27 protein-coding genes are annotated in these 25401 nt (G+C 72.4%); 10 read left to right on the top strand and 17 right to left on the bottom strand.

The features are described 5' to 3' along the window. Positions 1-166: 166 nt before the first annotated feature. The gene (locus ABZ857_RS23025; protein WP_357046048.1) at positions 167-949 is read right to left on the bottom strand and encodes a polysaccharide deacetylase family protein; all 783 of its coding nucleotides are present in this window, start codon (positions 947-949) and stop codon (positions 167-169) included. Positions 950-996: 47 nt separating this feature from the next. On the opposite strand from ABZ857_RS23025, the gene ABZ857_RS23020 reads away from it, so the two are divergent. Continuing rightward, complete coding sequence (locus ABZ857_RS23020; protein WP_357046046.1) at positions 997-2184, top strand: hypothetical protein; 1188 nt, start codon at positions 997-999, stop codon at positions 2182-2184. On the opposite strand, the gene ABZ857_RS23015 is transcribed toward ABZ857_RS23020, so the two are convergent. Next, a complete protein-coding gene (locus ABZ857_RS23015) occupies positions 2096-3013 on the bottom strand; it encodes a DMT family transporter (protein WP_357046044.1) in 918 nt (305 codons plus the stop codon). The two genes, ABZ857_RS23020 and ABZ857_RS23015, sit on opposite strands and share 89 nt — an antisense overlap. Before the next feature lie 242 nt (positions 3014-3255). On the opposite strand from ABZ857_RS23015, the gene ABZ857_RS23010 reads away from it, so the two are divergent. After that, on the top strand, positions 3256-3723 hold the full coding sequence (locus ABZ857_RS23010; protein WP_357046042.1) for an SPW repeat protein: 468 nt from the start codon (positions 3256-3258) through the stop codon (positions 3721-3723). Between the two features lie 43 nt (positions 3724-3766). Here ABZ857_RS23010 and ABZ857_RS23005 read toward each other — a convergent pair whose 3' ends face one another. From ABZ857_RS23005 to ABZ857_RS22995, 3 genes are all read right to left on the bottom strand, one after another. Next, on the bottom strand, positions 3767-4921 hold the full coding sequence (locus ABZ857_RS23005; protein ID WP_357046041.1) for a hypothetical protein: 1155 nt from the start codon (positions 4919-4921) through the stop codon (positions 3767-3769). 198 nt (positions 4922-5119) lie between these two features. After that, positions 5120-6355 carry an FAD-dependent oxidoreductase gene (locus tag ABZ857_RS23000; RefSeq protein WP_357046039.1) on the bottom strand — a complete coding sequence of 412 codons (1236 nt, stop codon included), beginning with the start codon at positions 6353-6355 and terminating at the stop codon, positions 5120-5122. Between the two features lie 43 nt (positions 6356-6398). Next, positions 6399-7196, bottom strand: a complete 798-nt coding sequence (locus ABZ857_RS22995; protein ID WP_357046037.1) for an SDR family oxidoreductase — start codon at positions 7194-7196, stop codon at positions 6399-6401. A 102-nt stretch (positions 7197-7298) separates the two neighbouring features. Between ABZ857_RS22995 and ABZ857_RS22990 the strand changes: the two genes are divergently transcribed. After that, positions 7299-7901 carry a TetR family transcriptional regulator gene (locus ABZ857_RS22990; RefSeq protein WP_357046035.1) on the top strand — a complete coding sequence of 201 codons (603 nt, stop codon included), beginning with the start codon at positions 7299-7301 and terminating at the stop codon, positions 7899-7901. Here the strand turns inward: ABZ857_RS22990 and ABZ857_RS22985 are convergent. The 6 genes from ABZ857_RS22985 to ABZ857_RS22960 are packed head-to-tail and all read right to left on the bottom strand — an operon-like array spanning position 7898 to position 13929. Beyond that, a complete protein-coding gene (locus ABZ857_RS22985) occupies positions 7898-8809 on the bottom strand; it encodes a LysR family transcriptional regulator (protein ID WP_357046033.1) in 912 nt (303 codons plus the stop codon). The genes ABZ857_RS22990 and ABZ857_RS22985 overlap by 4 nt on opposite strands. Positions 8810-8857: 48 nt before the next feature. Beyond that, positions 8858-9697 carry a serine hydrolase gene (locus ABZ857_RS22980; protein ID WP_357046031.1) on the bottom strand — a complete coding sequence of 280 codons (840 nt, stop codon included), beginning with the start codon at positions 9695-9697 and terminating at the stop codon, positions 8858-8860. Between the two features lie 29 nt (positions 9698-9726). Next, positions 9727-11334 (bottom strand): D-aminoacylase, encoded by a 1608-nt coding sequence (locus ABZ857_RS22975; protein WP_357046029.1) that lies wholly within the window; start codon positions 11332-11334, stop codon positions 9727-9729. Then, complete coding sequence (locus ABZ857_RS22970; RefSeq protein ID WP_357046234.1) at positions 11331-12083, bottom strand: amino acid ABC transporter ATP-binding protein; 753 nt, start codon at positions 12081-12083, stop codon at positions 11331-11333. Before ABZ857_RS22970 ends, ABZ857_RS22975 begins: the two co-directional genes overlap by 4 nt. Positions 12084-12100: 17 nt before the next feature. Further along, positions 12101-13054 carry an amino acid ABC transporter permease gene (locus ABZ857_RS22965; protein WP_357046027.1) on the bottom strand — a complete coding sequence of 318 codons (954 nt, stop codon included), beginning with the start codon at positions 13052-13054 and terminating at the stop codon, positions 12101-12103. Then, positions 13045-13929 (bottom strand): ABC transporter substrate-binding protein, encoded by an 885-nt coding sequence (locus tag ABZ857_RS22960; RefSeq protein WP_357046025.1) that lies wholly within the window; start codon positions 13927-13929, stop codon positions 13045-13047. Before ABZ857_RS22960 ends, ABZ857_RS22965 begins: the two co-directional genes overlap by 10 nt. Before the next feature lie 171 nt (positions 13930-14100). Here ABZ857_RS22960 and ABZ857_RS22955 point away from each other — a divergent pair, with 171 nt between their 5' ends. Beyond that, complete coding sequence (locus ABZ857_RS22955; RefSeq protein WP_357046023.1) at positions 14101-14703, top strand: hypothetical protein; 603 nt, start codon at positions 14101-14103, stop codon at positions 14701-14703. A gap of 34 nt (positions 14704-14737) precedes the next feature. Here ABZ857_RS22955 and ABZ857_RS22950 read toward each other — a convergent pair whose 3' ends face one another. Beyond that, positions 14738-16267 carry a pentapeptide repeat-containing protein gene (locus tag ABZ857_RS22950; RefSeq protein WP_357046021.1) on the bottom strand — a complete coding sequence of 510 codons (1530 nt, stop codon included), beginning with the start codon at positions 16265-16267 and terminating at the stop codon, positions 14738-14740. Positions 16268-16400: 133 nt separating this feature from the next. Here ABZ857_RS22950 and ABZ857_RS22945 point away from each other — a divergent pair, with 133 nt between their 5' ends. Beyond that, complete coding sequence (locus ABZ857_RS22945) at positions 16401-17264, top strand: SDR family oxidoreductase (protein ID WP_357046019.1); 864 nt, start codon at positions 16401-16403, stop codon at positions 17262-17264. A gap of 73 nt (positions 17265-17337) precedes the next feature. Here the strand turns inward: ABZ857_RS22945 and ABZ857_RS22940 are convergent, their stop codons facing one another. Both ABZ857_RS22940 and ABZ857_RS22935 read right to left on the bottom strand, forming a co-directional pair. Then, on the bottom strand, positions 17338-17538 hold the full coding sequence (locus ABZ857_RS22940) for a DUF3072 domain-containing protein (protein ID WP_030508076.1): 201 nt from the start codon (positions 17536-17538) through the stop codon (positions 17338-17340). Positions 17539-17597: 59 nt separating this feature from the next. Further along, complete coding sequence (locus ABZ857_RS22935; protein WP_357046017.1) at positions 17598-18137, bottom strand: hypothetical protein; 540 nt, start codon at positions 18135-18137, stop codon at positions 17598-17600. An 83-nt stretch (positions 18138-18220) separates the two neighbouring features. Here ABZ857_RS22935 and ABZ857_RS22930 point away from each other — a divergent pair, with 83 nt between their 5' ends. From ABZ857_RS22930 to ABZ857_RS22915, 4 genes are all read left to right on the top strand, one after another. Then, entirely contained in the window at positions 18221-18355 is a 135-nt protein-coding gene (locus ABZ857_RS22930) for a hypothetical protein (protein WP_357046015.1), read from the top strand. A gap of 285 nt (positions 18356-18640) precedes the next feature. After that, positions 18641-19282, top strand: coding sequence for a GPP34 family phosphoprotein (locus ABZ857_RS22925; RefSeq protein ID WP_357046013.1), 642 nt, complete (start codon positions 18641-18643; stop codon positions 19280-19282). Positions 19283-19311: 29 nt separating this feature from the next. Next, on the top strand, positions 19312-20784 hold the full coding sequence (locus ABZ857_RS22920) for an APC family permease (RefSeq protein WP_357046011.1): 1473 nt from the start codon (positions 19312-19314) through the stop codon (positions 20782-20784). Continuing rightward, the gene (locus ABZ857_RS22915; protein ID WP_357046009.1) at positions 20781-21380 is read left to right on the top strand and encodes a GNAT family N-acetyltransferase; all 600 of its coding nucleotides are present in this window, start codon (positions 20781-20783) and stop codon (positions 21378-21380) included. Before ABZ857_RS22920 ends, ABZ857_RS22915 begins: the two co-directional genes overlap by 4 nt. Before the next feature lie 36 nt (positions 21381-21416). Here ABZ857_RS22915 and ABZ857_RS22910 read toward each other — a convergent pair whose 3' ends face one another. The 3 genes from ABZ857_RS22910 to ABZ857_RS22900 form a co-directional block, all read right to left on the bottom strand. Further along, a complete protein-coding gene (locus ABZ857_RS22910; RefSeq protein WP_357046007.1) occupies positions 21417-21677 on the bottom strand; it encodes a winged helix-turn-helix domain-containing protein in 261 nt (86 codons plus the stop codon). A gap of 49 nt (positions 21678-21726) precedes the next feature. Beyond that, on the bottom strand, positions 21727-22947 hold the full coding sequence (locus ABZ857_RS22905; protein ID WP_357046005.1) for an MFS transporter: 1221 nt from the start codon (positions 22945-22947) through the stop codon (positions 21727-21729). A gap of 580 nt (positions 22948-23527) precedes the next feature. Then, positions 23528-24319, bottom strand: a complete 792-nt coding sequence (locus ABZ857_RS22900; RefSeq protein WP_357046003.1) for a DeoR/GlpR family DNA-binding transcription regulator — start codon at positions 24317-24319, stop codon at positions 23528-23530. A 70-nt stretch (positions 24320-24389) separates the two neighbouring features. Here ABZ857_RS22900 and ABZ857_RS22895 point away from each other — a divergent pair, with 70 nt between their 5' ends. Continuing rightward, on the top strand, positions 24390-25388 hold the full coding sequence (locus ABZ857_RS22895; RefSeq protein ID WP_357046001.1) for a transcriptional regulator: 999 nt from the start codon (positions 24390-24392) through the stop codon (positions 25386-25388). The last annotated feature ends 13 nt before the right edge of the window (positions 25389-25401 follow it).

Raw genomic sequence — 25401 nt, 5'->3', positions numbered from 1 at the left:
AGAATCTCCACCGCAATTCACCACAAAACCCGACAGATCTGGCGGGCGCTTTTACGCGGGCAACCCCCCGGGAAAAGCGGCGTACGCCGCCGGGCGACGTCCGGAAAAAACGGCAAAAACGCGGTCGAGAAGCACGCGGAAAGCGAGCCACCCTTTTTCCCGCTTTTTATGCTTCCGGTGGCAGGTAAAAGCTTGCCGGGACCGGGAGTCGGTGGGCCCGCGCGCCACCGGGTACACCCACGCCGTGGGCGCCGAGCGGTCCGACACGCAGCCCTGCGGCGCGGCAGCGGCCGACCACGCCGGCGAGCGCGCCCAGCGCCGAGCGCCAGGAACCCGGGGCGGAGGTGTGGTCGCAGTCGTGCAGCAGCAGCGTCGCCCCGCCGCGCAGGCCGGGCTCCAGGGTGCTCAGCACCGATCCGGGCGTGGCCCGTTCCGTCCAGTCCTCGCCCCAGGCCGTCCACAGCACCGGCCGCAGGCCGTGCCACCGGGCCGCGAGCAGCGCCTCGGCGCTCAGCACGCCGTACGGCGGGCGGTACCAGGCGGGGCGAGCGCCGGTGACGGCGGCCACGAGGCGCGCGGCCCTGCCCATCTCCGCCGCGACCCTGCCCGGCCGGGTGACCAGGGCGTTGTCGTGCCGCCAGCCGTGCACGGCCACCTCGTGACCGGCCCGCGCGATGCTCCGCCCGACCTCGGGGTGGCGGTCGAGCATCTCGCCGAGGAGGAAGAAGGTCGCCCGGCACCCGAGCCGGTCCAGTTCGTCGAGGAACAGCGGGGTCGACCGCGGGTCGGGTCCGTCGTCGAAGGTCAGCGCCACATGCCCGGGATCGCCCTCGCCCGCGAGGGACGGCAGCAGGCGGCGGACCGGGGGCAGCCAGGTCGCCCCCGGCCCGGCATGCACCAGGGCGGCCAGCAGGGCCGGCCCGGCGACGACCAGCGCGTGAGGTCTCATCGCGTTCCAGTGTCCGTCATGCCGTGCCCTACCACGGAAGGAGGGCCATGAGGGACAAGGCATTGATCGTCAGCGCCTCGATGGGAGCGGGCCACGACGCCGTGGCCGCCGAACTGGCCCGGCGCCTGGCCGCCGCCGGCGCGCGCACGGAGATCGTGGACGTGCTCGCCCTGCTGCCGTTGCGGCTGGGCGCGCTCCTGCGGTGGTGGTATCGCTGGGTGATGCTGCGGGCGCCGTGGCTGTACGCGCTGGTCTACCGCGTCTTCTTCGTCTCCCGCCGGGCCCCCTCGACCTCGCCCCTGACGGTCGTGGCCGCGGCGGGGCTGGCCCGGGCGGTGCGCCGCGGCCGGCCCTCCCTGGTGGTGCCGGTCTTCCACGTGGCCGCGCAGGCCGCCGGGCACCTGCGGGCGCGGGGGCGGCTGGCGGCGCCGAGCGCGGTCGTGCTGACCGACTTCGCGGTGCACCGCCTCTGGCTGCACCCCGGCAACGACCGCTACCTGTGCCCGGACACGGCCACGGCCCTCGCCGTGACGGCCGCCGTCGGCCGCCCGGCCTTCCGCTGCGCCCCGATCGTCCGCCCCGGGTTCGCGGCGCCCGAATTCCCGGCGTCCGAATTCCCGGCGTCCGAATTCCCGGCGTCCGGGGCCCGGGCCGGTGCGGCGGCGGACGTCCGGGCCCGGATCGGCCTGCGGGACGGCGACCGGATCGTGCTCGTCTGCGCGGGGTCCTGGGGGGTCGGCCGGGTCGCGGCGACCGCCCGGCTCCTGGCCCGCTCGGGCCGGTACGCGCCCGTCGTGCTGTGCGGGCGCAACGAGCGGCTGCGCAGCCGCCTGGAACGCCTGCTCGCCCGGGCCGGAGCGGGGGCCGCCCTCGGCTGGCGGGACGACCTCGCGGACCTGCTCGCCTCCGCCTACGCGATGGTCGACAACGCGGGCGGGCTGACCTGCAGGGAGGCGTTCGCCGCGGGAGTGCCGGTCGTCACCTACCGGCCCATCGCCGGCCACGGCAGGGACGGCGTGCTCGCGATGGCGCGCGCCGGGGTGAGCGTCCACGCGCGCCGCCGCGCTGACCTGCTGAGGGCGCTCGACCGGCTCGAACCCGGCCTGCCCGGGCGGGCCGCGCTCACCGCGCGGGCGGCCGCCCTGTTCACCTCGGCGCCGGCCGAGTCCCTTCTCCTCCCGGACCTCCTGCTCTCGGGTTGCGCCATGCCCCGGCCATGCGAGCCTGCTCCCTGAGCGGCGCGTACCTCGACAACAGCACACTGCCGTACAGGATGAGGGCCATGCCCGTCAGCTCGGGCAGCACCCACGGGCCGGTGCGGATCTCCTCGCCGAACATCGCCACGCCGTAGGCCGTGCTCGCCACGGGGTCGGTCACGGTCAGCGCGGGCTGCACGGCGACGAGCGGACCGCTGTGCAGGGCGTTCTGCAGCAGGAACAGGCTGCACAGGCCGGCGGCCACCATGGCCCACAGCGACCAGGAGCCGGCGAGCGTCCGCGCGCCCCCGGGCAGTTCCTCCACCGTGCGCTTCATCAGGACGGCGGTGTAGGCGAATCCGAGGCCGGCGGCGACCCCGAGCAGCACCGCGCGTGCGTATCCGCCGCTGGCGACCGCGGCGGCCACGCAGCAGGCGAGGAGCCCGGCGGTCACACCCGCCGAGATCACCCAGGTCAGCAGGCCGGGAAGCCGGTGGCCGGGGGCCGGTGACGCCGCCGCGAGGAATCCGGCCAGGCCGGCCGTCAGCGCGCCGACGGCCAGCCACGTCTTGGGGTCGACGCGAATCCGGAACATCCGGCCCGCCATGAGCATGGTGAACGGCAGTTCCGCGACGAGCAGGGGCTGGACGAGCGCGAGCCCCCCGCTCGTGAGGGCGGCCGCCTGCAGCAGGAAGCCCATGATGAGCGCGGCGATGCCGCCCAGCCAGGCGGGCCGGCGGACGAGGTCCCACATCAGGCCGGGCCGGAACGCCTCGTCGGCCGGGGCGCTGCGGGCGGCCCGGCGCTGCAGTACGGACGCGACGGCGTTGGCCGCCGCGGCGAGCACCGCCAGGACAACAGCGATCATGACCCAGCGCCCCGTCTCCGGCCTCTCGTCGCGGGACCCCCTCCATCGAGCGCCCTCCAGCGAGGCCCTACCGGTACCCTCCCCGGCGACGCCCGCCGCATGTCGCCTTGGACACTCCGAAACGTATTTATCCAGTAATTGCTGAATAAATACGCGATTATTAATCAGAATCGAGAATGTCGAGATTTTAGAGGGTATGGCCGTCGGCACAAACGCACGCAGCAGGAAAGGCGGAACCAGACATGGTTGGACCCACCGGCCTCGAGCGTCATCCCGACGTCACCGAACTGCGCCAGACGTACGATCGGGCGGGCTCGACGGCCCCCGCCCAGGTATTGGAGGGGCTGTCCTTCCTGGCCGGCCTGTATCTGGCCCTATCGCCGTGGATCATCGGGTTCTTCGGATTCCGGGGCATGACCGTCAACAATCTGATCACCGGCCTCGTGGTAAGCGCCCTCGCTCTCGGGCTCGCGTCCGCCTTCGGGCGCACCTACGGCGTGGGGTGGCTTCTCCCGCTGCTCGGCGTGTGGGCCGTCATCTCGCCGCTTGTGCTGCGCGCGGGAGCTGAGGCCACGGCGACGACTCTCTGGAACAACGTCGCGATCGGCATCGTGATCTTCGCGCTGGGAGCCGCCGCGCTGGCGATGGCGCAGGCGTTCCGCCGGCACGAGAAGGGCGAGCGGAGCGCGCGCAGGCTCGGCAACTGGTGACGGAACAGGCGCCCGGCCCGCGTCCCGCGGGCCGGGCGCGGCTTCACTGCGTCACGGGACCGGTCGCCACCTGGGCGGCCTCACGGTAGACCGCGCCGGTCTCGCCGTCGAAGTACGCCGAGGTGATCAGGTCGTACCGCTGGTTCGAGTCCTGGTCGACGAAATAGCTGACCAGGCCGGTGACGTAGCCGAGACGCTCGGTATTGCTGTACAACGCCAGCATCGGCGCGCCGTCGGCTCCCGTCGTGAAGGCGCTCTTGATCCCGACGTGGCTGTCCGCGCTGTTGGTCGCCGGGTTCGTCGAGACGTACCGGGCGTCGAGCTTCCCGAAGCTCCACTTCATCGTGACACCCGTCCACGGAGAGCTGCCGTCGAGATCGGGGCCACCGGGGTAGCCGAAGGTGTAGACCACGTCACGGGGCTGCCTGTTGTAGACCAGGCCCTGGCCGCCGACCTTGTCGCCGAGACGGCCCATGTCCTGGGCGACGGCCGTGTAGTGCAGGCCGTCCTGGGTCCACTTGGCGCCGGTGTGGGCGTCGTACTCCGCCTGCGTCACCTGTCCGATCGAGGACAGCCGCACGCCGTTGTAGACGTTGGCGAAGGCGTAGTCGTAGTCGTAGTCCTCGTCGGCGTCGAAGTCCCGGTGCGTCCAGACCCGCTCGCCCACGTAGATCCCGTAGGGGCTCCTGCCCTGGTAGTAGCCGGGGACGAAGACCCACTTGTCCATCACCTCGCCGGTGACGGCCGGGTTGTACACGCAGTGGGCGGCGGTCGCGACCACGTTGCGGTGCGCCGACTCGATCGAGGTGGCCGAGCACCAGCGCTCCCGGCCCTCGTTGTCGACGAAGAAGACCTTGCCGACCGTCTTGGGGAGGACGACGTCCTCCGGAGCCTCGGCGGGCGGCTCGTAGCCGAGTTCGTGTCCGGGGGCGATCATTCCCTGCTCCCCGGTGGGGCGGATGGCTGTGGTCCTGGCGAACGGCGGCTGGAGGTTCTCGGGCTGGAAGGGCGTGGCCCTGCGCAGGGCGGCGTCGTCGTCGGCACTCCAGTAACCCGCGACCGCGAGGGCGTCGGCGGAGGCGCCGGCCAGGGTGTCGGACGCCCAGGGGCCGGTGTCCCCGGCCGCTCCCGTGCCGGGAACCAGAAGGGTGAGGGCGAGCGTGACGGCGCCGGCGGCGAATGACAGGCGTTTGTTCAAGGTGCTCCTCGGTCTCGTGACATGTTCCGTGACATGTCTCGTGAGATGGGGCGGCGGCACGCGGGGTCTCACCCCGGGACCGCGCGCCCGGCGACCGGTGGAACGTATGGAAGATCATGTACGGCTGTCGTCCGCCTCGAGGCGGACGCGGGGTCCGCCGATCGAATGAAGATCACGCGCCGGCGGGAGCGGACGCGGTCAGGCGCTCTGTCCGGACGCCCGTCCGAGGGCGGTCGGCGCCCTGCCAAAATCGTCCGGAACAGCGCGCAGGCGCGCGAGCGATAGGGCCGAGACGTCGTCGTCCGGCGGCCGGCCCTCCGCGAGGTCGGCGAGCACGTCGCCGACGAGCGCGGCGTACTTGAAGCCCTCGCCGCTGTCGCCGCAGGCCAGCACCGTCGCGCTGCCGACCGTGTCGACGACGAAGCGGCCGTCCGGCGAGTCGGTCCAGCTGCACACCTGCTCGTCCACGACCCTCGGCGTCGCGTGCGGGAACATGGCCGTGACGCGGCGGGTCAGTTCGGCCGTCCGCCCGGGGTCGGGGGTGCGGTCGTCGTCGCCCGCCCCCAGCGGCCGCAGCGGCGTGTCCAGCCCCGCCTTGTAGCCGACGCCAGGGGTGGGCATGCCGTACACGCCGGGAGCGCCCCCGACGGGCCCGTCGAACAGGCCGGGCGCCTGCGCGGACGGCTCGATCCCGGCGTAGTGGACCACCTGTTCGAGGTACGGCCTGAGCGGCACCGTCACGCCCAGAGAGGGGAGCAGCGGGGGAGTGCCGGGACCCGCGGCGACCACGACCGCGTCGCCGGTCAGCGTGGTGCCGCCGGCCAGGCGTACGCCGGGGTGACGGGCGGCGGCGTCCACGGCGACCACCTCCCCCTGGAGCAGGCGTCCGCCGTTCGCCCGGAACCGCTCCGCCTGGGCCGCGAGGAACGTCTCGGCGAGCACCACGCCGGCGTCCGCCTGGAACACCGCGTCGCGGCCGTCGCCCGCCAGGCCGGGGAAGAACCGGCCGACGTCCGCCCCCTCCACCTCGGTGAAGGGCAGGCGTGCGGCGCGCAGCGCCGCCGCGAGGTGGACCAGCGACTCCGTGTCCCGCCACAGCAGCCCCCGGCGCAGGTGCAGCGTCGCCGCCGTCAGGCGCTCCAGCCGCCGCATGGCGTCCCGGGCGCGCAGGGACAGCCGGATCTTCAGCGGGTCGGGGTCGGCCAGCCGCCACAACCGCGTCGGTCCGCGGGAGGAGGACAGCGCGTTGCCTATCCCGTGGCGCTCCACCAGCGTGACCCGGTGACCCCGCGCGGACAGCTCGGCCGCGGCGGACAGACCCCAGGCGCCGGCCCCGACCACCGTGCACCGCACGTCCCTCGACCCCCGTTCGTCCGGATGTTCCGTGCCGCTGACGAGCATGTCCGTGACGTGGCGAGGATCGCCAGCCCTCACTGCCGCTCCCGAAAGCGGACAATCGTGACACTGTGTCAATCGGTCAGGTGAGGGTTTCGCCGCCGTCGACGGTGATGACCTGGCCGGTGACGTAGTTGTTGGCCATGAGGAAGAGGGCCGCGGCGGCGGCCTCCTCGGCGGTGCCGAAACGGCCGAGGGGAGCGGTCGATCCGGCGGCGGCGACCGCGTCGTCGGAGTCCAGCCCCGGCAGCGAGCGCAGGAGCGGGGTGTCGATCCGGCCGTAGCGGACGGTGTTCACGCGCACCCGTGCGGGGGCGAGTTCCACGGCGAGAGCCCTGGTGAGGGTCTCCACGGCGCCGCCGAGCGACAGCGGGACGGTCATTCCCGGATAAGGGCGGACCACCAGGATCCCCGAGCTGAACGTGAGCGAGCCTCCCGCGGGAAGCCGGGTCGCCGCCGCGCGGGCGATGGCGAAGACCGTCTGGAGGGGGCCGGAGCCGAGGGTCGTGCGGATGTCGTCGGCCGACAGCCCGGTCAGGGGGCCGGCGCCGCTGATGCCGCCGGCGGTGACGTACACGTGGTCGACGTGACCCGCCCTGCCGAACGCCTCGGCGAGGGTCTGCTCGTCTCCGCCGTCGCCGGGAACGCCCAGCACGGCGTCGTCGGGATCCTCGGCCGGGCCTGCGCCTCGCACCCGGGAGACGGCGGCCTTCAGCCGGTCGGGGTCGCGGCCGACCAGCACGACGCGGGCGCCGACCGAACGCAGCAGGACGCCCGCCGCCAGCCCGATGCCCGAGCTTCCGCCGATGACGACGGCGGTCGTGCCGGAGAGCACGCTCGGCAGCGGCGACCGGACGGGGATGGGTGTCGCAGTGCTCATGGGAGAGCCTTTCGGTGAAATAAACCATCTGGTTGTTTTATTGCTGACCCCGATACTGCCGCCTGGGCGGGGAGGAGTCAACCGGATGGTTTAATTTCGTTCATGGCCTACGACGCGGAGGACACCAGACGGCGGATCTTCGACGCGGCCGCGGCCGAGTTCGCCGAGCACGGCCTGGCGGGGGCCAGGGTCGACCGGATCGCGACGGCCGCCAGGGCCAACAAGCAGGCCATCTACCTGTACTACGGCAGCAAGGAGAAGCTGTTCGCCGCCGTCCTGCGGGCGAAGCTGGAGGAGGTCCGGATCTCCGTCTCCATCGATCCCGACGCCGTGGCCGAGTCGGTCGGGCAGATGTTCGACTGGTATCGGGAACACCCGGAGCTGATCAGGCTGCTGCTGTGGGAGGCGCTGGAGGCGTCCGACGAGCCCGCCGAGATCGAGCGGGAGCGCCGGGACGCTTTCCGTGAGAAGGTCTGCCACCTCGTGGACGCGGGCGTGGCCTGCCACCTTCCCGAGGACGCACGGGTCCGCGCCGCCCAGGACCTGCTGTTCACCATCATGGGACTGATCTCCTGGAACTTCGCGGTGCCCGGGATGTGCCGCCTAGTCCTCGACGAGGAGACCGACCAGGCCGCCTTGGCCCGCCGCCGCGAGACAGTGGTCGAAGTCGCCCGCAGGCTCGCCACCGCCTCGGGCACTCCCTAGCGGAGGGTGACGCTGAGGCGGGCCGAGGCGTCCCTGAGGTAGTCGACGAACGCCCGCAGGGCGGGATTGGGATTGGTCGGGCGGAGGGCGGCGCCGACCCGGCGGTAGAGCCTGGGGCCCTCCACCTGGCACACCTGGATGCCCGCCGCGCCCTGCACGCCGAGGCTCGGCACGAGGGCCACGCCGAGCCCGGCCCGGACCAGGCCGAGCGTCACCTCGTAGTGGTCGCTGCGGCAGCGGATGGTGGGTGTGATCCCCTCCAGGGCGCTGGCCCGCTCCAGCACCGACACCGGGGTCTCGGTGCCGAACGTGGTGATCCACGGCTCGTCGGCCAGGTCGGTCAGCCGTACGCGGGGCCGGTGTCCCGCGGGGTGGCCGAGCGGCATGACGAGAAGCTGCGGCTCGTCGAACAGGTGGACGACCTCGACGCCCTTCGGCGCCTTCCAAGGGTCGAGGGCGTGCTCGAAGACGACCAGCACGTCCAGCTCGCCGCGCTCCACGTCGGGCAGCAGCTCGTGCGGCTGCCCGAGCACCAGATCGAGATCGACGCCCGGGTGGCGGGCCGTGAAGGACGACAACGCCATCGGCAGCAGCCGGTAGCCCGCCGAGGCGAAGAACCCGATGCGCAGCTGCCCGGCGTCCGCCCGTGCCTGGGCGAGCAGGTCCTTCTCCGCCGACTCGATGAGGTCGAGCACCTCCTGGGCCCGTCCGGCCAGGCGGTGGCCCGCCGCGGTCAGCCGCAGGCTGTGCGCGGCCCGCTCAACGAGCCCGACCCCCGCCTCCTCCTCCAGCCGGGCGAGCTGGTGGGAGACGGCGGAGGGCGACAGCCGCAGGGTCTTGGCGGCTCCGGCGATGCTCCCGGTCCTGAAGACCTCCAGGAGCACCTTGAGGCGGTGGCTGCTGAGCATTCCCCCAGTATCGACGAAACAGTATCGACGAAACCGCATCGGAGCTGGTCATACCGGCATGACGGGTGCCCCGGGCGGCCGGAGGACGGTGGCGGCGACGGCGAGGCCGGCCTGCCGGATCGCCTCGACCAGGGCGTGCTCGCGACCGGCCGGTCCGTGCGCGAGCACGGCGTAGCCCTCCCACCGCGCCCCGGCCATGACGCCCACGTCGGCCCGTGTCCCGGTGTCCGTGCCGGTCTTGTTCGCCACCCAGACGCCGGCGGCGTACGGCAGGGCCCGCGGCGGGTCGCGGTCCTCGGGCTCGTGCGGGAGCAGCGCGGGCACCAGCGCGCGGTCGGTGTTGTGCGCCATCCAGCCGAGCAGCAGCCGCTGCCACGGCTCCCGCCCGTACGCCAGGGACCGCATGAGACCCGCCAGCTCGCGCGCCGTGCCGGTGGCGAAGGCCGGCGGATGCTCCGGGAGCCGGGGCGCGCGGATCCTGTCGTGGATCCGGGTCCTGGCCAGCCCGAGCGCGGCGGCGGCCGCGTCCACCCGGCCGAGCCCGAGCCGCCGCAGCAGCGCGTTGGTCGCGGTGTTGTCGCTGACGGCGGCGGTGAGCAGCGCGAGGTCGCCGATGGTCCAGCCGCGGGCCGACAGGCCGGTCAGCAGGCCCGATCCGCCCGCGTAGTCCTCGTCGAGCAGCGTCACCCGCTCGCCCGGGTCCACGACGCCCGCGGCCACGTCCTGCGCGAGCGCCGCGAGCAGCAGCACCTTGCCGGTGCTCGCCAGCGGCAGCACCGCGTCCTCGTTCACGCCGAGCAGCCCGGGCACGCAGACGGCCAGGGTGCCCGGGCAGGCGGCGGCCACCTCCTCCAGCCGCGCCGCTTCCGGCTTACCGGAATTGTCCACGTCCGTTCCTTTCCGCGGCTCGAAGGGAGTCACAGCGCCAGCACCGTGCCCGGCCTTGCGCCGGTCTCCTCGCCGTCGCGCACCACGACCTCACCGCCGGCGACGACCGCGTCGATCCCGGCGGGCGGCAGCAGCGGCTCGGTGAACGTCGCCCGGTCGGCCACCGTCGCGGGGTCGAAGACCACCAGGTCGGCGTGCGCGCCGTCGCGGACAACGCCGCGCCCGGTCAGCCCGAAGCGCGCCGCGGCCATGCCGGTCATCTTGTGCACCGCCTCCTCCAGCCCGAGCAGCCCCAGCTCCCGGACGTACCGGCCGAGCACCCGCGGGAACGTCCCGGCCCAGCGCGGGTGCGGCCGCCCGCCCGGCTTCGGCACGCCGTCGGAACCGATCATCGCGTACGGCGCGGCCAGCACCCGCCGCACGTCCTCCTCGACCATCGAGTGACTGATGATCGTCACCTCGCCGGCCTCGGCCACCAGGAGGTCGGCGGCCACGTCGAGAGGGTCGGCGCCCGCCGAGGCCGCGAGGTCGGCGATGGTCCGGCCCTCGGCCTGGGGGTGGCGGGGCGCGCACGCCACCGAGATGCGGTCCCAGCCGCCGTTGCCGACCGTGTTCTCCCAGCCCGGCACGCCCTCCGCGATGGCGCGGCGCATCCGGTCGCGCTGGGCGGGATCGCCGAGCCGGGTCGTGAGCGCTCCCACGCCGCCGTCGTTCGCCCATGGCGGCAGCATGGCGGCCAGCGCCGTGCTGCCCGCGGTGTAGGGGTAGACGTCGCAGGTGACGTCCATGCCCTCGGCGCGCAGCGCGGCGATGCGCGGCAGCGTGCGCTCGGTGCGGCCCCAGGCGTACCGGCCCGCGGTCTTGTGGTGCGAGACGTGCAGCGCCGCGCCGCTGCGCCGGGAGATCTCGATCGCCTCCTCCAGCGCCTCCTCCACGCGCGACATCTCGTCCCGCAGGTGGGTGACGTACGGCTTGCCGTGCCGGGCGGCCACCGCCGCAAGCGCCACCACCTCGTCGGTGCCCGCGTACGAGCCGGGGGTGTAGATGAGGCCGGTGGACAGCCCGGCCGCGCCCTGCGCCAGGGATGCGTCGAGCAGCGCGCACATCGTGCGCAGCTCGTCGGGCCGGGCGGGCCGGTCCACGGGGCCGAGCACGCCCGCCCGGAGCGTGCCGTGGCCGACGAGCGAGGCCAGGTGGTTGGCCCGGGGCACCCGTGCGTGCGCGGCGGCGAAGCCCGCGAAGTCGGCGTACGCGCCGACGTCGCCGCCGAACGCGATCCGCGTCTCGGCCCGCATGGCGGGCAGCCGTTCCGGCAGGGCAGGGAAGAGGCTGGACCCGCAGTTGCCGCAGATCTCGGTGGTCACGCCCTGCAGCACCGACGCCCGCACCAGCGTGGAGCCGCCGGACGGGCCGAGCAGCGCCACGCCGTCGGAGTGCGTGTGCACGTCGACGAAGCCGGGGCAGACCACCCGTCCGCGCGCGTCGATCACCTCGGCGGCGCCGCCCGTACGCGGGGCCTCGCCCGGGTCCAGCACGGTCAGCCGCCCGGCGGCGACCCCGACGTCGGCGAGCCTGCCGGGGCGGCCGGTGCCGTCCATCAGCAGGCCACCCCGGACGAGCAGGTCGAAGCCGCTCACTGGACCTGCCCGAGGAAGGCGCGCAGCCGCTCGTGGCGGGGCGCGGCGAGCACCTCGCGCGGGTCGCCGCGCTCCACGATGACGCCGTCGTCCATGAACACGAGCTGGTCGCCGACCTCGCGGGCGAAGTTCATCTCGTGGGTGACGACCATCATGGTCATGCCGCTCGCCGCGAGGTCCCGCATGACGGCGAGCACCTCCTGCACGAGCTCGGGGTCGAGCGCGCTGGTCGGCTCGTCGAACAGCATCAGGCTGGGCCGCATGGCCAGGCTGCGGGCGATGGCCACCCGCTGCTGCTGCCCGCCGGACAGCTGGGCCGGGTAGTGGTGGGCGCGGCCGGCCAGGCCGACCCGGTCGAGCAGCTCCTCCGCCTGCCGCCTGGCCTGGGCGGCGGGCGTGCCCAGCACGGTGACCGGCCCCTCCATCACGTTCTCGATCGCGGTGCGGTGCGGGAACAGGTGGAAGCGCTGGAACACCATGCCGATGCCGCGCCGCTGCCGGCACAGCTCGGCCGGGCGCAGCGTGTGGAGCCGGCCGCCGCGCTCGGCGTAGCCCATCAGCTCGCCGTTCACCCAGATCCGGCCCGAGTCGATGCCCTCCAGGCGGTTGACGCAGCGCAGCAGCGTCGACTTGCCCGACCCCGAGGGGCCCACGACGCACACCACCTCGCCGGCGGGGACGTCGAGGTCGATGCCCTTGAGCACCTCGAGCGGCCCGAAGCGCTTGCGTACGGCGCGGATGCGCACCATGGGCTGGTCCTGAGCGTTCACGAGGGCTCCTTGGACGGCAGCGGCTCCTTGGACGGCAGCGGCTCCTTGGACGGTAGCGGCGACAGGTTGCGGCGGACCCGGGAGGACAGCCGCACGTGGCCGCGCTCGAACCGCTTCTCGATGAAGTGCTGCCCGACACTCGCGATCGTGGTCAGCACGACGTACCAGATCGAGGCGACGACGAGCATCGCGATGACCTCGAAGTTGCCGAGGTAGATGCGCTGCGCCACGGTCAGCAGCTCGGCCCCGGCGATCACGGAGACCATCGAGGTGGTCTTTAGCATCGAGATGAACTGGTTGCCGGTCGGCGGGATGATCACCCGCATGGCCTGCGGGAGCACCACGCGGCGCAGCACCTGCCGGTGGGACATGCCGAGCGACTCGGCCGCCTCCCGCTGGCCCGGGTCGACCGAGCGGATGCCCGCGCGGACGATCTCCGCCATGTACGCGCCCTCGTTGATGGCCAGGCCGAGCAGCGCCGCGGTGAACGGCGTGATGACGGCGTTGGCCTGCCACTCGATCAGCTTGGGGCCGCCGAACGGCACGCCGATGGCGAAGGTAGGGAAGACCAGCCCGATGTTGAACCAGAAGATGAGCTGCACCAGCAGCGGCGTGCCGCGGAAGAACCACGTGTAGAGGGCGGAGGTGCCGCGCAGCACGGGGTTGTCCGACAGCTGCATGACGGCGGCGAGCACGCCCAGCGCCAGGCCGATGGCCATGGACAGCACGGTGAGCTGGATCGTGACCCACAGACCGCCGAGGATCCTGCCGTCGCCCAGGTAGGCGACGATGACGTCCCAGTGCAGGTTCTCGTTGACGATGATCGTGTAGGCCAGCCAGGCCAGGAAGAGGAGGGCGGCGGCCGCCCCCAGCCACCGGCCGGGCCGCACGGGGCGCACGGCCTCGATCGGCAGCTCGACGCCGGCCGCCTGCTCCCGGGTCACTTCCACGGCTGGGTGTTGACCAGCACGCCGTCGACGGCGTTGGCCGTCACGCCGTACTTGTCCAGCACGGCGGTGTAGCCGCCGTCGGCCTGGAGCTCCTCCATCGCCTTGGCGACCGCGTCGCGCAGCGCCGTCTTGCGCTTGTCGACGGCGATGCCCCACGGCCCGGCCTCGTACTGCTCGGGCAGCACGTCGTACTTGCCGGTGTCCTTGGCGTACATGACGGCGACGGGGTAGTCCACGATCGTGGCCACCGCGCGCCCGGAGTCGATCGAGAGCAGGCCGGTGGGCGCGTCCTCGCTCTGCATGATCTTCATCTTCGTGGCGCACTTCTCGTTCTGCTTCTCGCCGATGGCGAGGTTGGAGCTGCCCTTGGCCAGCACCACCGTGCGGCCGCACAGGTCGTCGAGGGTCTTGATGCCCTCCGGGTTGCCCTTCTTCACCATGATCGCGCCGCCGGCGTTGAAGTAGTCGATGAAGTCGACCGCCGCGCGCCGCTCCTCGGTGTCGCTCATCGAGGACATCACGATGTCCCAGCGCCCGCCCTGGAGCCCGGGGATGAGCCCGTCGAAGGCCGCGTTGGTGATCGAGAACTTCAGCCCGAGCTTGGCCGCGATGGCCGCGCCGAGGTCGGGGTCGACACCGGTGAGCTCCTGGGTGCCCTTCTTGTACATCTCCATCGGGGGGTAACCCTCCGACGTGGCGACCCGCAGCGTGCCCGTCGTGCGCACGTCCTCGGGAACCAGGTCCTTGGCGGTCTTGCCCGTCGTCGTCGCCGCGTTCTCGCCCGCGGCGGTCCCCGACGACGAACGCCCGCAGCCGCCGGCGAGCGCCGACACGACCAGCGCGCCGACTATGGCCACATATAGGCGCTTTGTCATGGAATCTCCTGTTTTGCGAACGATTGAGCTTATGCTGGCGACAGGAGGTAACGCGTGTAACACTCGTGAACCCTTGTGGTCCTCAGCATCGAAGATTTCGATGCTCCGGGGGCGGAGCGCGGCCCAGCCGCTTCCAAGTGACCCGCAAGTTGTGATCGTTAGCTTCGGAGCATGAGGAAACGATCTCTTGCCCTGGCCGCTCTGTCCGCCGTTGCCATGCTGGCCGTTCCCGCCGCCGCCTCGGCGGCGGGTCCGCTGCCGGCCGGGACGCCGTCGGGCGCCTCGGCCACGCAGGCCCGAGGGACCACGACCCTCTCCTTCTACGGCATGAACCTGAGGATCCCGTCCGCGTGGAAGGTGCGCCGTTACGGGGACACGGCCAGGGTGATCACCGGGCGCTGCGCCGACCCCGAGTACTTCTACGGCGACTGCAAGGGTTTCTGGCTGGTGGGCCCCAAGACGCTGAAATACTGGGGCTACACCGGAAAGAACCAGTACATCCCCACGCTCTCGCAGCCGTCGTGCCCCTTCGGCGGACTCACCATGACTCTGTTCGGGGACCGGGCCCGTTCGCGGGGGCTCCGGCAGGTCGGCCCGGGGCACACGGCCAAGTACGTGACCTGGCCCAACTACTGCGAGCCCCAGGGCAGCTCGGGGCGGAAGGTGACGTTCACACAGCGGGAGTGGTTCCTGCCGACCTCGAAGATCCTGGTGGCGGACTTCTGGGACCACAAGGGACTGTCCGGCGCGCTCAAGAACGCCACCTGGAGCTGATCGGGGCAACGGTCGCCCTTCGTGCTCCGAGGGCTCAGCCTCCGAGCCCGTGCGCCGGGCGGGAGACCGACACCGCGGGCCGTACGACCGCGACACGGGCGCGCTGGACGGCGGGCTTGCCCGCCGGGCGCGCCCCGGCGGCCCACACCGCGCCCGCGGCGAGAGCCGCCACCAGCGTGAGCCATCCGAGGGCCCGCCCCGCGCGCAGGCCGTACCCGCAGGCGAGCCAGTACACCGACAGCAGCAGCCTGGCCCGGCCGCTCGGGCTGCCCAGCCGCCGCATCTCCATCGCGCCGAACGCGAAGTCGGCCGCCACGCGCGCGTCGTCGACGCCCGGCCCCAGCCGCTCGTACAGGACCGCCAGGCGCACCGGGTCGGGCGCCCGCTCCCCGGCGGGACCGGCGGCGTGCTCGTCGGCGCCCTGCGCGGGCCATCCCCGCCACAGATGCTCGTCGGCGATGACCCGGCGGCGGCTCCACCACCGTACGGGCGGCCAGCCCAGGCGCAGTCCGAGCCCGCCCGGTGGCGCGGCGAACACGCACTCCCGCAGGCGCAGGCCCTCGGGGCGGCGCACCCCGCCGAGGCCGCACGCCCGCAGGTCCGCCCCGGTCAGCGTGAGCGCGCCCGCGTCGAGGCCGTCGAGCGAGGTCACGCGCAGCCGTCCGGAGCGCCGGGTGACGGCGGCGGGCCCGGCGAGCGTCGCGTCCCGCAGATCGACCTCGGCGTCGGACAGCCGTGCGGAGAGCCGCCCGAGCACGGCCGCCGAGCGCAGCACCACACGGCACCCGCCGGTGTCGAGGTGCAACGGCGCGCAGGCCCGTACGCCCGCGAGGGACAGGCGCCGCACGATCCGCATCGGGCCGAGGTAGGCCGCCCCCTCGAAGCGGGCGCCCTGGAACTCGGCGCTCGCCCCGCAGTCCGAGCCGCGGAAGGAGACGGCCCGGTGGAACCGGGCGCCGCGGAAGCAGGCGTCCCCGTGGAACACCGCCGCGTCGAACGCCGCGAAGCCATGGAACTGCGCCCTCTGGAACGACACGTTCGCCGTTCCTCCGGCTGACGGGGTGCCGAACCGCGCGCCTCCGAACAGGGCGTCGCCGCGCACCGTGACGTGGTCGAACGCGGCGTGGCCGCACACCCGCGCGTCGTGCAGGGAGAACTCGCGCAGGAACCGGGCCTCCCGGAAGGAGACGTTGCGGAGGAACCGGGCGCCGTAGAACGAGGCGAGACGGTCGAACCTGGCGTGGCCGAAGGTCGCGTCACCCGTGAAGACGACCTCGCCGAAGCGGGCCGGGCCGGTGAAGACCGCGCGGTCGAACCTCGCCCTGCCCACCCGGCGCTCCACGGCGTCGAGGACCCGCGTGAGCAGGTCCTCCGACAGGAGGGTGCCGCGCAGGTCGAGGGGCTGGCCGGGCGTCAGGCCCCGCAGGAGCCCGTCCGCCTCGGCCGGTGTGAGGTGCGCCAGGCATCTGCCGTACGGCTCGTGGGCGACGCCCAGGCACTCGGGCACGGCGTCGCACGTTTTCCAGACCACGTCGAGCGGACTGATCCGCGACCGGGGTGTCATGGCAACGTCATACCCGATGTCCCGTCTCGGGACATTAAAGCGTGATGGATAGGTAACAGTGTGTATCCGCCGGGCGATCGCCACCCGCCGTCGCCGCCCGTTTGCCCTGGACGGGCAGGGGTACCCGACGTGCATGTCTGAGCAGCCGAACTCCACACCGCCGCCGCAGACGCAGCCGTACCCCGGCCGGACGGGCGAGATGACGCCCGAACCCAGGGACGAGATGCGCGACTACACCGGACGCGACCTGCTGACGGGCAAGCGTGCCCTCGTCACCGGCGGCGACTCCGGCATCGGGCGGGCCGTCGCCGTGGCGTTCGCCAAGGAGGGGGCGGACGTCGCGATCGCGTACCTGACCGAGCACGAGGACGCCGAGCACACCAGGAAGCTGGTGGAGCAGGAGGGCCGCCGCTGTGTGATCATGCCGGGGGACCTCGCCGACCCCCGCCACTGCGAGGAGGTCGTGGAGCGCACGGTCCGCGAGCTCGGCGGGATCGACGTGCTCGTGAACAACGTGGCCACGCAGACCCCGGTGCAGTCGCTGGAAGAGCTGTCCAATGATCAGTGGGAGCGCACCTTCGCGGTCAACATCCACAGCTACTTCTGGGTGACGAAGGCCGCGCTGCGGCACATGCCCGAGGGCGGCTCGATCGTCAACACCTCGTCGATCAACGGCCTGCGCGGCAACAAGACCCTGATCGACTACTCCGCGACCAAGGGCGCGATCAACGCGTTCACCTACTCCATGGCCCAGGTGCTGCTCGAACGGGGGATCAGGATCAACGCCGTGGCCCCCGGCCCGGTCTGGACGCCGCTCATCCCGTCCACGTTCCCGGAGGAGAAGGTGGGCAAGTTCGGCCAGCAGGCGCCGATGGGCCGCCCGGCCGACCCGGACGAGATCGCTCCCTCGTACGTGTTCTTCGCCGCCAACCGGCTGTCGTCGTACTACACGGGCGAGGTCCTCGCCCCTATCGGCGGCGAGACGCTGCCCGGGTGACGGCGCCGTTTGACGTCGCGGGGCCGCCCGGGGTCGTCCCGGGCGGCCCTGTGCGTGCTTCCCTGGGCCTGCTTCACCGGTTCTCGTTCAGACGGCGGCTCTGGTCCTGCAGCTCGTCGATCAGCTTGGAGGCCTCGGCCTTGCTGAGCCCTTCCGGCACGTCCCGCCCGGCCTCCCGGGCCAGCGTGCGCAGGTAGGACTCCTGCGGCGCGGTCATCGGCTCGTCCCCGGTCGCCCACTCCTCGGGGTCCTTCTCCACAGGTCCTCGGTCCATGACTCCTCCATCATCGAACTGCCGTTCGCTCTACCCGTCGTCGTGGTCCGTAACCTGGTTCACCGCGCCGCGGGGTGGCGCAGGTAGCGGGCCCGGGTGAGCTCTGACTCGCCCTGCTCCGCCCGTCGCCGCCGCAGCATCCGCGCGGCCAGCACGCCGCCCGTGGCGCATCCCGCGGCCAGCGCCGCCGCCGCGGCGAACACCGAGCCGGCGCGGGTCGACGGAGGCTCGGGCCGTACGGCGCGGGCCCGCCAGGCGCGCAGCCACAGCGCCTCGGCCGCCGCGTCGAGGAGATAGGTGGGCCGGATGCGGCCGGTGGGCACGTAGACCAGGTCGACGGCGAGCAGCGTCGCCGCCGTGGCCATGCCGAGACGGCGTGCGTGGTCGGCGCCGCCGGGAGCGGAGGCGGCGCGGATCTGCGTCCAGCCGATCCCCACGAGCAGCCCGGCGACGGTGCGCTCCAGCCACCGGTCGGTCTTCGCGCCGAACACCTTCTCGAAGCTCGGCAGGTGCAGGAGCGGCCAGAGGCCGCCCGCGATGTTGAAGAGCCCGTGGGCGCGGGCCAGGGCCGTCGCGCCCCTGTCGTCCTGGGTGGTCATAGGCCGACGATGCCCGGCCGCAAAACGGACAAACCGCGCTCGGTTCGGCAGGAAGGCCAGGGGTAGGCGCACATGGAGCGGCGATGGGGGAGGACGCCATGCCCGGAAATTTCAAGATTCGGCCACTCGGGGGAGCGGCGGGCTGCCTCCTGATGATCGTCATCTCGATCGTCGCGTCGATCCTGCTCACGATCCTCGCCAACGCCATGCTCAGATGAGAGGCGCGGCCGTGACTTCGGCGCCGCCGGCTCCTGTGCCTTCGGGATCCGTCATGCCGGAGCACTCGACCCAGGCGAGCGCGTGGGTCAACGCTTTCGGCCTGCCTCCGGCCCATTTCGTCGCCCGTGGTGAGTGCCGGCGAGACGGGCTGTAATTGCATAAACCGAAAAGCGGATTCCGGTTGGCATGATTCGCGTATATCGGATGGAGAACGCGAAGTCATCCACATAACGGTGATTTCGCGCGATGACAGACGGAACATTTCGCCTATATCATCGCCGACCGTGGCTGAAAGCGATCTTTCGAGCCCGTCCCTTGTCGATGACCTGTACTTTGTCCTGCACGACAACGTGACGGGTCATCCGTTGCTCCATTCCCGGCTCACGGGGCTGGCGCTGGCCGGCGGGGTGCTCGGTGAACTGATGCTCGCCGAGCACGTGGCGCTCGACTTCGCCTCGAACCCGGAACGCCTCTACGCGACGGTCCGGGAGGCCACCGGCGACCGGCTCACCCGCACAGTGCTCGGGCACGTCATCGCCGAGCCATACCATCCGGTCGGCACGTGGCTCCTCTTCTTCGCCCGTACGATCTACGCCGACGTCACCGCCAGGATGATCGCCGCGAAGCTGCTCAAGCCGCCGGTCAGGCACCTGCTGAAGCAGCAGCCCGCGGCCCCGGCGGACATGAACACGGCCGCGTGGCCGCTCGCCCGCCTGAACCTGGCCGTGCAGCGGCGCACGCCGCCGGCGTCCGGAGACTGCGTCCTTCTGGGACTCCTGGCCGCGGCGGGCTGCGCCCAGCGGGTCCTGTCCGAGCACGATCCCCGGTTCGTGGCCGCCGCGACCGCCATGCTCCCCGTACCCCTGCAGAGACTCATCGCCCAGACCAAGGTCGCCGTCGGCCAGGCCGTCATCAGCCGCCGGTGACCTCCCACCCCCCTCACACGGAGTTCCAGGTGTCCCTCACACAGCAACGGCCCAGTGCCGTCACCGCCGCACTGGCCGAGGACCGGCTCGGCGTGCCGTCCATCGTGTTCTTCGTCATCTCCGCGGCGGCGCCGCTGATGGTCGTCGCGGGTTCGGTCCCGACGGCGTACACGGTGACGTCTGTCATCGGCGTCCCGTTCGCATTCCTGATGCTGGGCGCCATTTTCGCGCTCTTCGCCGTCGGATATGTGACGATGGCCAGGCATGTGGTGAACGCGGGCGCTTTCTATGCCTATGCCGCCCAAGGGCTCGGCCGGACCCAGGGAGTCGCGACCGCCTGGGTGGCGCTGCTGGCGTACAACGCGCTGCAGCTCGGCCTGTACGGAATCATCGGATCGGCGGCCGAGCCGCTGCTCGTCGACTGGTTCGGCGGGTCGCCCCCGTGGTGGGTGATCGCGCTCGTGGCCTGGGCGCTGACCGGCGTGCTCGGCCTGCTGCGCGTGGACGTCAACGGGAAGATCCTGTCCATCCTGCTGGTCAGTGAGATCGCCATCGTGCTGCTGTTCGACCTCGGCGACCTGACCCACCCCGCCCCGGGCGGCCTCAGCTTCGAGGGCTTCACCCCCGGCGCGCTGTTCGTGCCCGGCGTGGGCGCCGCGCTCGCCACCGTCGTCGCGGGGTTCGCCGGCATCGAGTCGTCGGTGGTCTTCGCCGAGGAGTCCAAGGACCGCCACCGGACCGTGCCCATCGCCACCTACCTGGGCATCGCGATCATCGCCGTGCTCTACTCGTTCTCCGCCTGGGCGCAGACGGTGCCGACCGGGCCGGACGGGATCGTGAAGGCCGCCTCGGAGCAGGGGACCGGGCTCATCTTCAACCAGGCCGCCGCCCACCTCGGCTCCGCCGTCTCGACGATCGGCTCGGTGCTGTTCGTGACCAGCAGCATCGCCTGCATGATCGCCTTCCACAACACCACGGCCCGCTACATCTTCGCCCTGGGCCGGGAGAACGTCATCCCCTCGATCTTCGGCCGCACCTCGGCCCGCACCGCCGCCCCGATCGCCGGGTCGCTGCTGCAGACGGTGCTCGGGCTTGTCGTGATCACCGTCTACGCGATCTCCGGCCTCGACCCGGTCACCAAGATGTTCTTCATCTTCGGCACCTTCGGCGGTCTCGGGCTGCTGACCCTGCTCACCGTCACCTCGATATCGGTGATCGTGTTCTTCGCCCGCGATTCGCGGGGAGAGACGACCTGGCGCACCCGCATAGCCCCGGCCCTGGCGATCCTGGCGCTCTGTGTGATCATCGGCCTCACCCTGATCAACTTCGACACGGTCCTCGGGGTCGAGCCCGACTCCGTCCTCCGCTGGATCCTGCCCGGCATCTTCCTCGTCGCGATCGCCCTCGGCCTCGTCTGGGGGCGGGTGCTGAAGTCGATCCGGCCCGAGGTGTACGCCAACATCGGCCTGGGCGCCCAGGCCGTCAACGGGGGCGCCAAGTGAGCGTCGAGATCATCCGGATGACGGACGCGGAGGCGGCCGGCGGCCTCATCGCGGGCACCTTCCACACCGACGAGATCAGCAGCTGGCTCATCCCGCGGGTGGAGGACCGGCTGCCGATGCAGCGGCGGTTCTTCACCATCTGGGCCGGGCACGCGCTGGAGCACGGCGATGTCTACGGCATCCACGAGTCGGGCGAGCTGGCCGGTGTGGCGGTCTGGTTCGCCGCGCCGTTTCCCGAGATCCCCGGCGAGCAGGAGGCGATCGCGTCCTTCGCGGGGGACAACGCCGAACGCTACCGCGTCTTCGGGGAGCTGATGGACAAGCTCCACCCCCAGGAGCCGCACCACTACCTGGCGTTCATCGCCCTGGAACGGGGGAGGACCGGCCGCGGCCTCGGCAGCCTGCTGCTGGAGGAGCATCACCGCAGGCTCGACGCCGAAGGGATCGCGGCCTACCTGGAGGCGAGCAGCGAGGCGAGCCGGCGGCTGTATCTCCGCCACGGCTACGTCGACATGCCCGAACTGCTCCGGCTGCCCGGCGGCCCGGTCATGTACCCCATGTGGCGCGAGCCCCGCCCGTCCGCGCAGGCCGGGTAGCCGTACCGGTGGGGGACGGGACGGCCGGCTGACCGCTCAGCCGCCGCCCGTCTCCTCGGCCCGGGTGGACACGTACGCCCCCTGCCCCTCGATCGTGTACACGAGGCCCTCGCCGCTGAGCACCTCGACGGCGCGGCGTACGTCCTCGGGGGCGAACCCGTGCTCACGCACGAGGCGCTCCTCAGGCGGCAGGGGGCGGTCGGGCTCGATCCGGCCGCGCACTATCTCCTCGCGAAGCATCGCCGCGAGCCGCCGGTACGCGGGGACCGGCTCCTCGGGATCGTCGGTGACGGCCACGCCCCACCACTGCCCGGCCCTGCCCGATCCAACCCTCGGCTCCGGCTCGTCAATCCCGGGCGGGCTCGGCCCGACGATCGGTCGCGGGTTCCGGACGGGGTGAGCGCAGCGCCGGAGCGGTGAGGGCCACGAACAACGCGAGCACGGCGGGCACCAGCAGCGCGCGCGGAAGGGTGACGGCCTCGGCCAGGCCGCCGATGAGAACGGGGCCGGCGAGGAAGCCGGAGTAGCCGAGGCTCGCCACGGCGGCGAGCGCGCGCCCCGACTGGGCGGGGTCGCGGTGGCCGGCGGCCGAGAACACCTGGGGAATGATGCACGACAGGCCCGCGCCGAACAGACCGAATCCGACGACCCCGGCAACCGGCTCGCTCACGACGATCCCGGCCGCGAGACCGGCCCCGGCGATGACTCCGCAACAGCGCACCAGTGTGACCGGCCCCAGCCAGGCGGCGAGGCGGTCCCCGGCGAACCGGCCGGCCGTCATCATGATCGAGAACGCGGCGTACGCGGCCGCGGCGAAGCCGGGGGAGGAGCCCAGGTTGTCACGCAGGTAGACCGAGCCCCAGTCGGCCGCGGCGCCTTCGCCGATCATGCAGCAGAACGCGAGGACGCCGAGGAGCAGCACGCCGCCGCCGACACGCCGGCGCGCGGGTCCGGCCTGGGGGGAACCCGCCTGCACCGCCTCCCGCGCAGGGGCGTCGCGGATCGCCCACCGGGCGCTCAGCAGGGCGATGAGCAGGATCGCCGCGCCCATCGCCGCGAAGGTGACACCAGGGCTCACCCCGGCGTGGGCGAACATGCCACCGGCGGACGCCCCCGCGAACCCGCCCACGCTGAACACCGCGTGGAAGGACGACATGAGTGACTTTCCGTACGCCCGCTCCACCACGACGGCGTTGGCGTTCATCGCCACGTCGAGCGTGCCGGTGACCGCGCCGAACGCGAACAGGGAGAGCGCGAGCGCCGGCAGGTTCGGCATGTAGGCGGGAACCACGAGGACGAGCCCCTGGGCGACGGCCATCGGCAGCATGGTCCGGTAGCTGCCGTAGCGGTCCACCAGCCGGCCGACCACCTGCATGCCGGTGATGGCACCGGCCGCGATGCCGAGCAGTCCCAGGCTGAGCGCGCCGTCGCTCAGCCCCAGGCTTGCCTTGATGGCGGGGATCCGGCTGGTCCACGTGCCCATGGCCATGCCGGCCAGCAGGAACAGCCCGTAGACGGCCACGCGTGCGCGCAGAAGCGCCGGGCGGGCGGGGGCGGACAGAGCCATGTCGTGCTCCTCGGGGCGCTGGAAGGTTCGTCTGTGTCGTCGCGGTTTGTTGTCGCGGTTTGTCGTCGCGGCTTGTGTTCGCGGCTTGTGTTCGCGGCTTGTGTTCGCGGCTGTGGTGTCCCGGCTGGGTCCCGGGTGTGTTGTCGCGGACCTGCGGGATGCCGGGCGTCGGGGCCGACGCGCTCCTACGGAGGTCCGCTCGGGTGCGATCGAGCCGTGTGAACGGGCCCGTGAACGGGTTCCGTGAACGGGCTCCGTGAACGGGCTCCGTGAACGGGCTCCGTGAACGGCGGTGCCGGTGAGCTGGGTGAACGATCGGGGGAGGTGTGCGCCTCCCGCAGGGGAACCCCCTCCCGGCGACCGCCGGAGCTGGGTGTGAGGGCTGGGTGTGAGGGCTGGTTTGAGGACGGGGTTTGATGACGGGCCTGGAGGTGGGGGCCTGGAGTGATTTCCCGCTCGCGCATCGCCCGGGTCCATGTCCGGACCCGGGTGCGATCCCTGGGCGGCGACACCCGCGCGGAGCACCTGGGGCCGCGGACGGTCCGGGCACGCCGCCGTCCACGCGGGGGAGAGGCGGTGCTCAGGTGACGGGGGCCGAGGCAGGGGCGGAGGCGGACACCGTGCGCACCGTGACCCCGGCGGCGGTGAGAGCGTCGTGCTGGTCCCGGGGGATGCCCTCGTCGGTGACGACCAGGTCGAGCCGATCGAGCCCGCAGACCGCCCCGAACGCCGTACGGGTGAACTTCCCCGAGTCGCACGCGACGACGACGCGACGGGCCGAGGCGATCGCGGCCTGCTTGATGGCCACCTCGGGCAGGTCGTGCGCGGTCAGGCCGTGTTCGGCCGACAGCCCGCAGCAGCCGATCACCGCGGTGTCGAACCGCAGGGCCTTGATCGACGTCTCGGTCAGCGGGCCCACGAAGTTCATCTCCCCGTGCCGCACCTCCCCGCCGGGCAGGACGAGGCGGACGCGGGGCGCGCCGGCCAGTTCCTGCGCCGCCTGCAGCGCCAGTGGCAGGACGGTCAGGCGGCGCTCACGTACGGCTCGGGCGACTTCGAGCGCGGTCGTGCCGCCGTCGAGCAGCACGGCCTCGCCGTCGGCCAGCAGGCCGGCGACCTCCGCGCCGATGCGGCGCTTGGCGTCGATCGCCTCCCGCTCGCGCACGCCGAAGGGCGGCTCCTCACCACGCAGCAGCAGGCTCAGGGCGCCACCGCGGACGCGCCGGACCACCCCCTGCTGGGCGAGTTCGTCCAGGTCGCGCCGGATGGTCATCTCCGAGACCCCGTACGCCAGCGCCAGTTCGGCCACGGAGACGCTGTCGGACGTCCGCAGCGCGTTCATGATGGCCCGAATCCGGTCGGCACTCTCCATGCGTGCATTTGAACACAGCTCATGTGCGAAAGCAAATAAATCTACTTTGTAAAGGTGGCAGACTGGTCACATGCGTGCGAGCCGGTTGCTGTCCCTGCTGCTCCTGCTGCAGACGCGCGGCAGGATGACCGCCACGGAGATCGCCGAAGAGCTGGAGGTGTCGGTCCGCACCGTCTACCGGGACGTCGAGGCCCTGTCGGCCGCAGGGGTGCCCGTCTACGCCGACCGTGGGCCGCTGGGCGGATACCGGCTGCTCGACGGCTACCGTACCCGCCTCAACGGGCTGACCGTGGAGGAGGCGTCCTCCCTGTTCCTGGCCGGCCTGCCGGGCCCGGCGGCCGAACTGGGGCTCGCCGACTTCGCCGCGGCGGCGGAGCTGAAGCTGCTGGCCGCGCTGCCGCCCGAGCCGCGTTCCCACGCGGCCAGGATGCGGGAGAGGTTCCACCTCGACGTGCCGGGCTGGTACCGCGGCGCCGACGACGCGCCGTTCCTCGTGGAGGTCGCGGAGGCGGTGTGGGAGGAGCGGGTGCTCCGGCTGCGCTACCGCCGGTGGGGGCCGGCCGAGGTGGAACGGCTGGTGCATCCCTACGGGCTGGTTCTCAAGGGTGGTTCCTGGTATCTCGCCGCCGCCTGCTCGGGTACGGTGCGGACCTACCGCGTGGCCAGGATCATCGAGGCCGAGGTGCTGTCCGAGCGCTTCGAACGGCCGCCGGACTTCGATCTCGCCGAGTTCTGGCGCGGCTTCGCCGCGGATTTCGCCTCACGTATGTACACGGCCGAGGCGGTGGTACGACTCGCGCCGGGCGCGGAGGACCTGCTCCGGTTCACCCTGGGGGGAGACGTCGTCGACAAGGCGCTGGCCGACGGGCAGCCGGAGTCAGGCGGCTGGACCCGGCTGACGCTGCCGATCGAGTCCCTCACGCACGCCCGGTGGCTGTTCCTGCGCATGGGCGTCCTCGTCGAGGTGCTGGAGCCGGCCGACCTCCGCGCGCTGATGGCCGAGGCCGTCGCGGATCTGTCCCGCATGTACGGCGCGGCGCCGGAGGACGACTCCGGCGCCGGACGCTGAAGCGGAGGGCGCA

This window comes from Microbispora sp. NPDC046933 (assembly GCF_040644635.1).
In the GTDB taxonomy this organism is placed as follows: domain Bacteria; phylum Actinomycetota; class Actinomycetes; order Streptosporangiales; family Streptosporangiaceae; genus Microbispora.
Note: the sequence above shows the minus strand (reverse complement) of the source record. Positions and strands in the feature narration are given on the sequence as shown.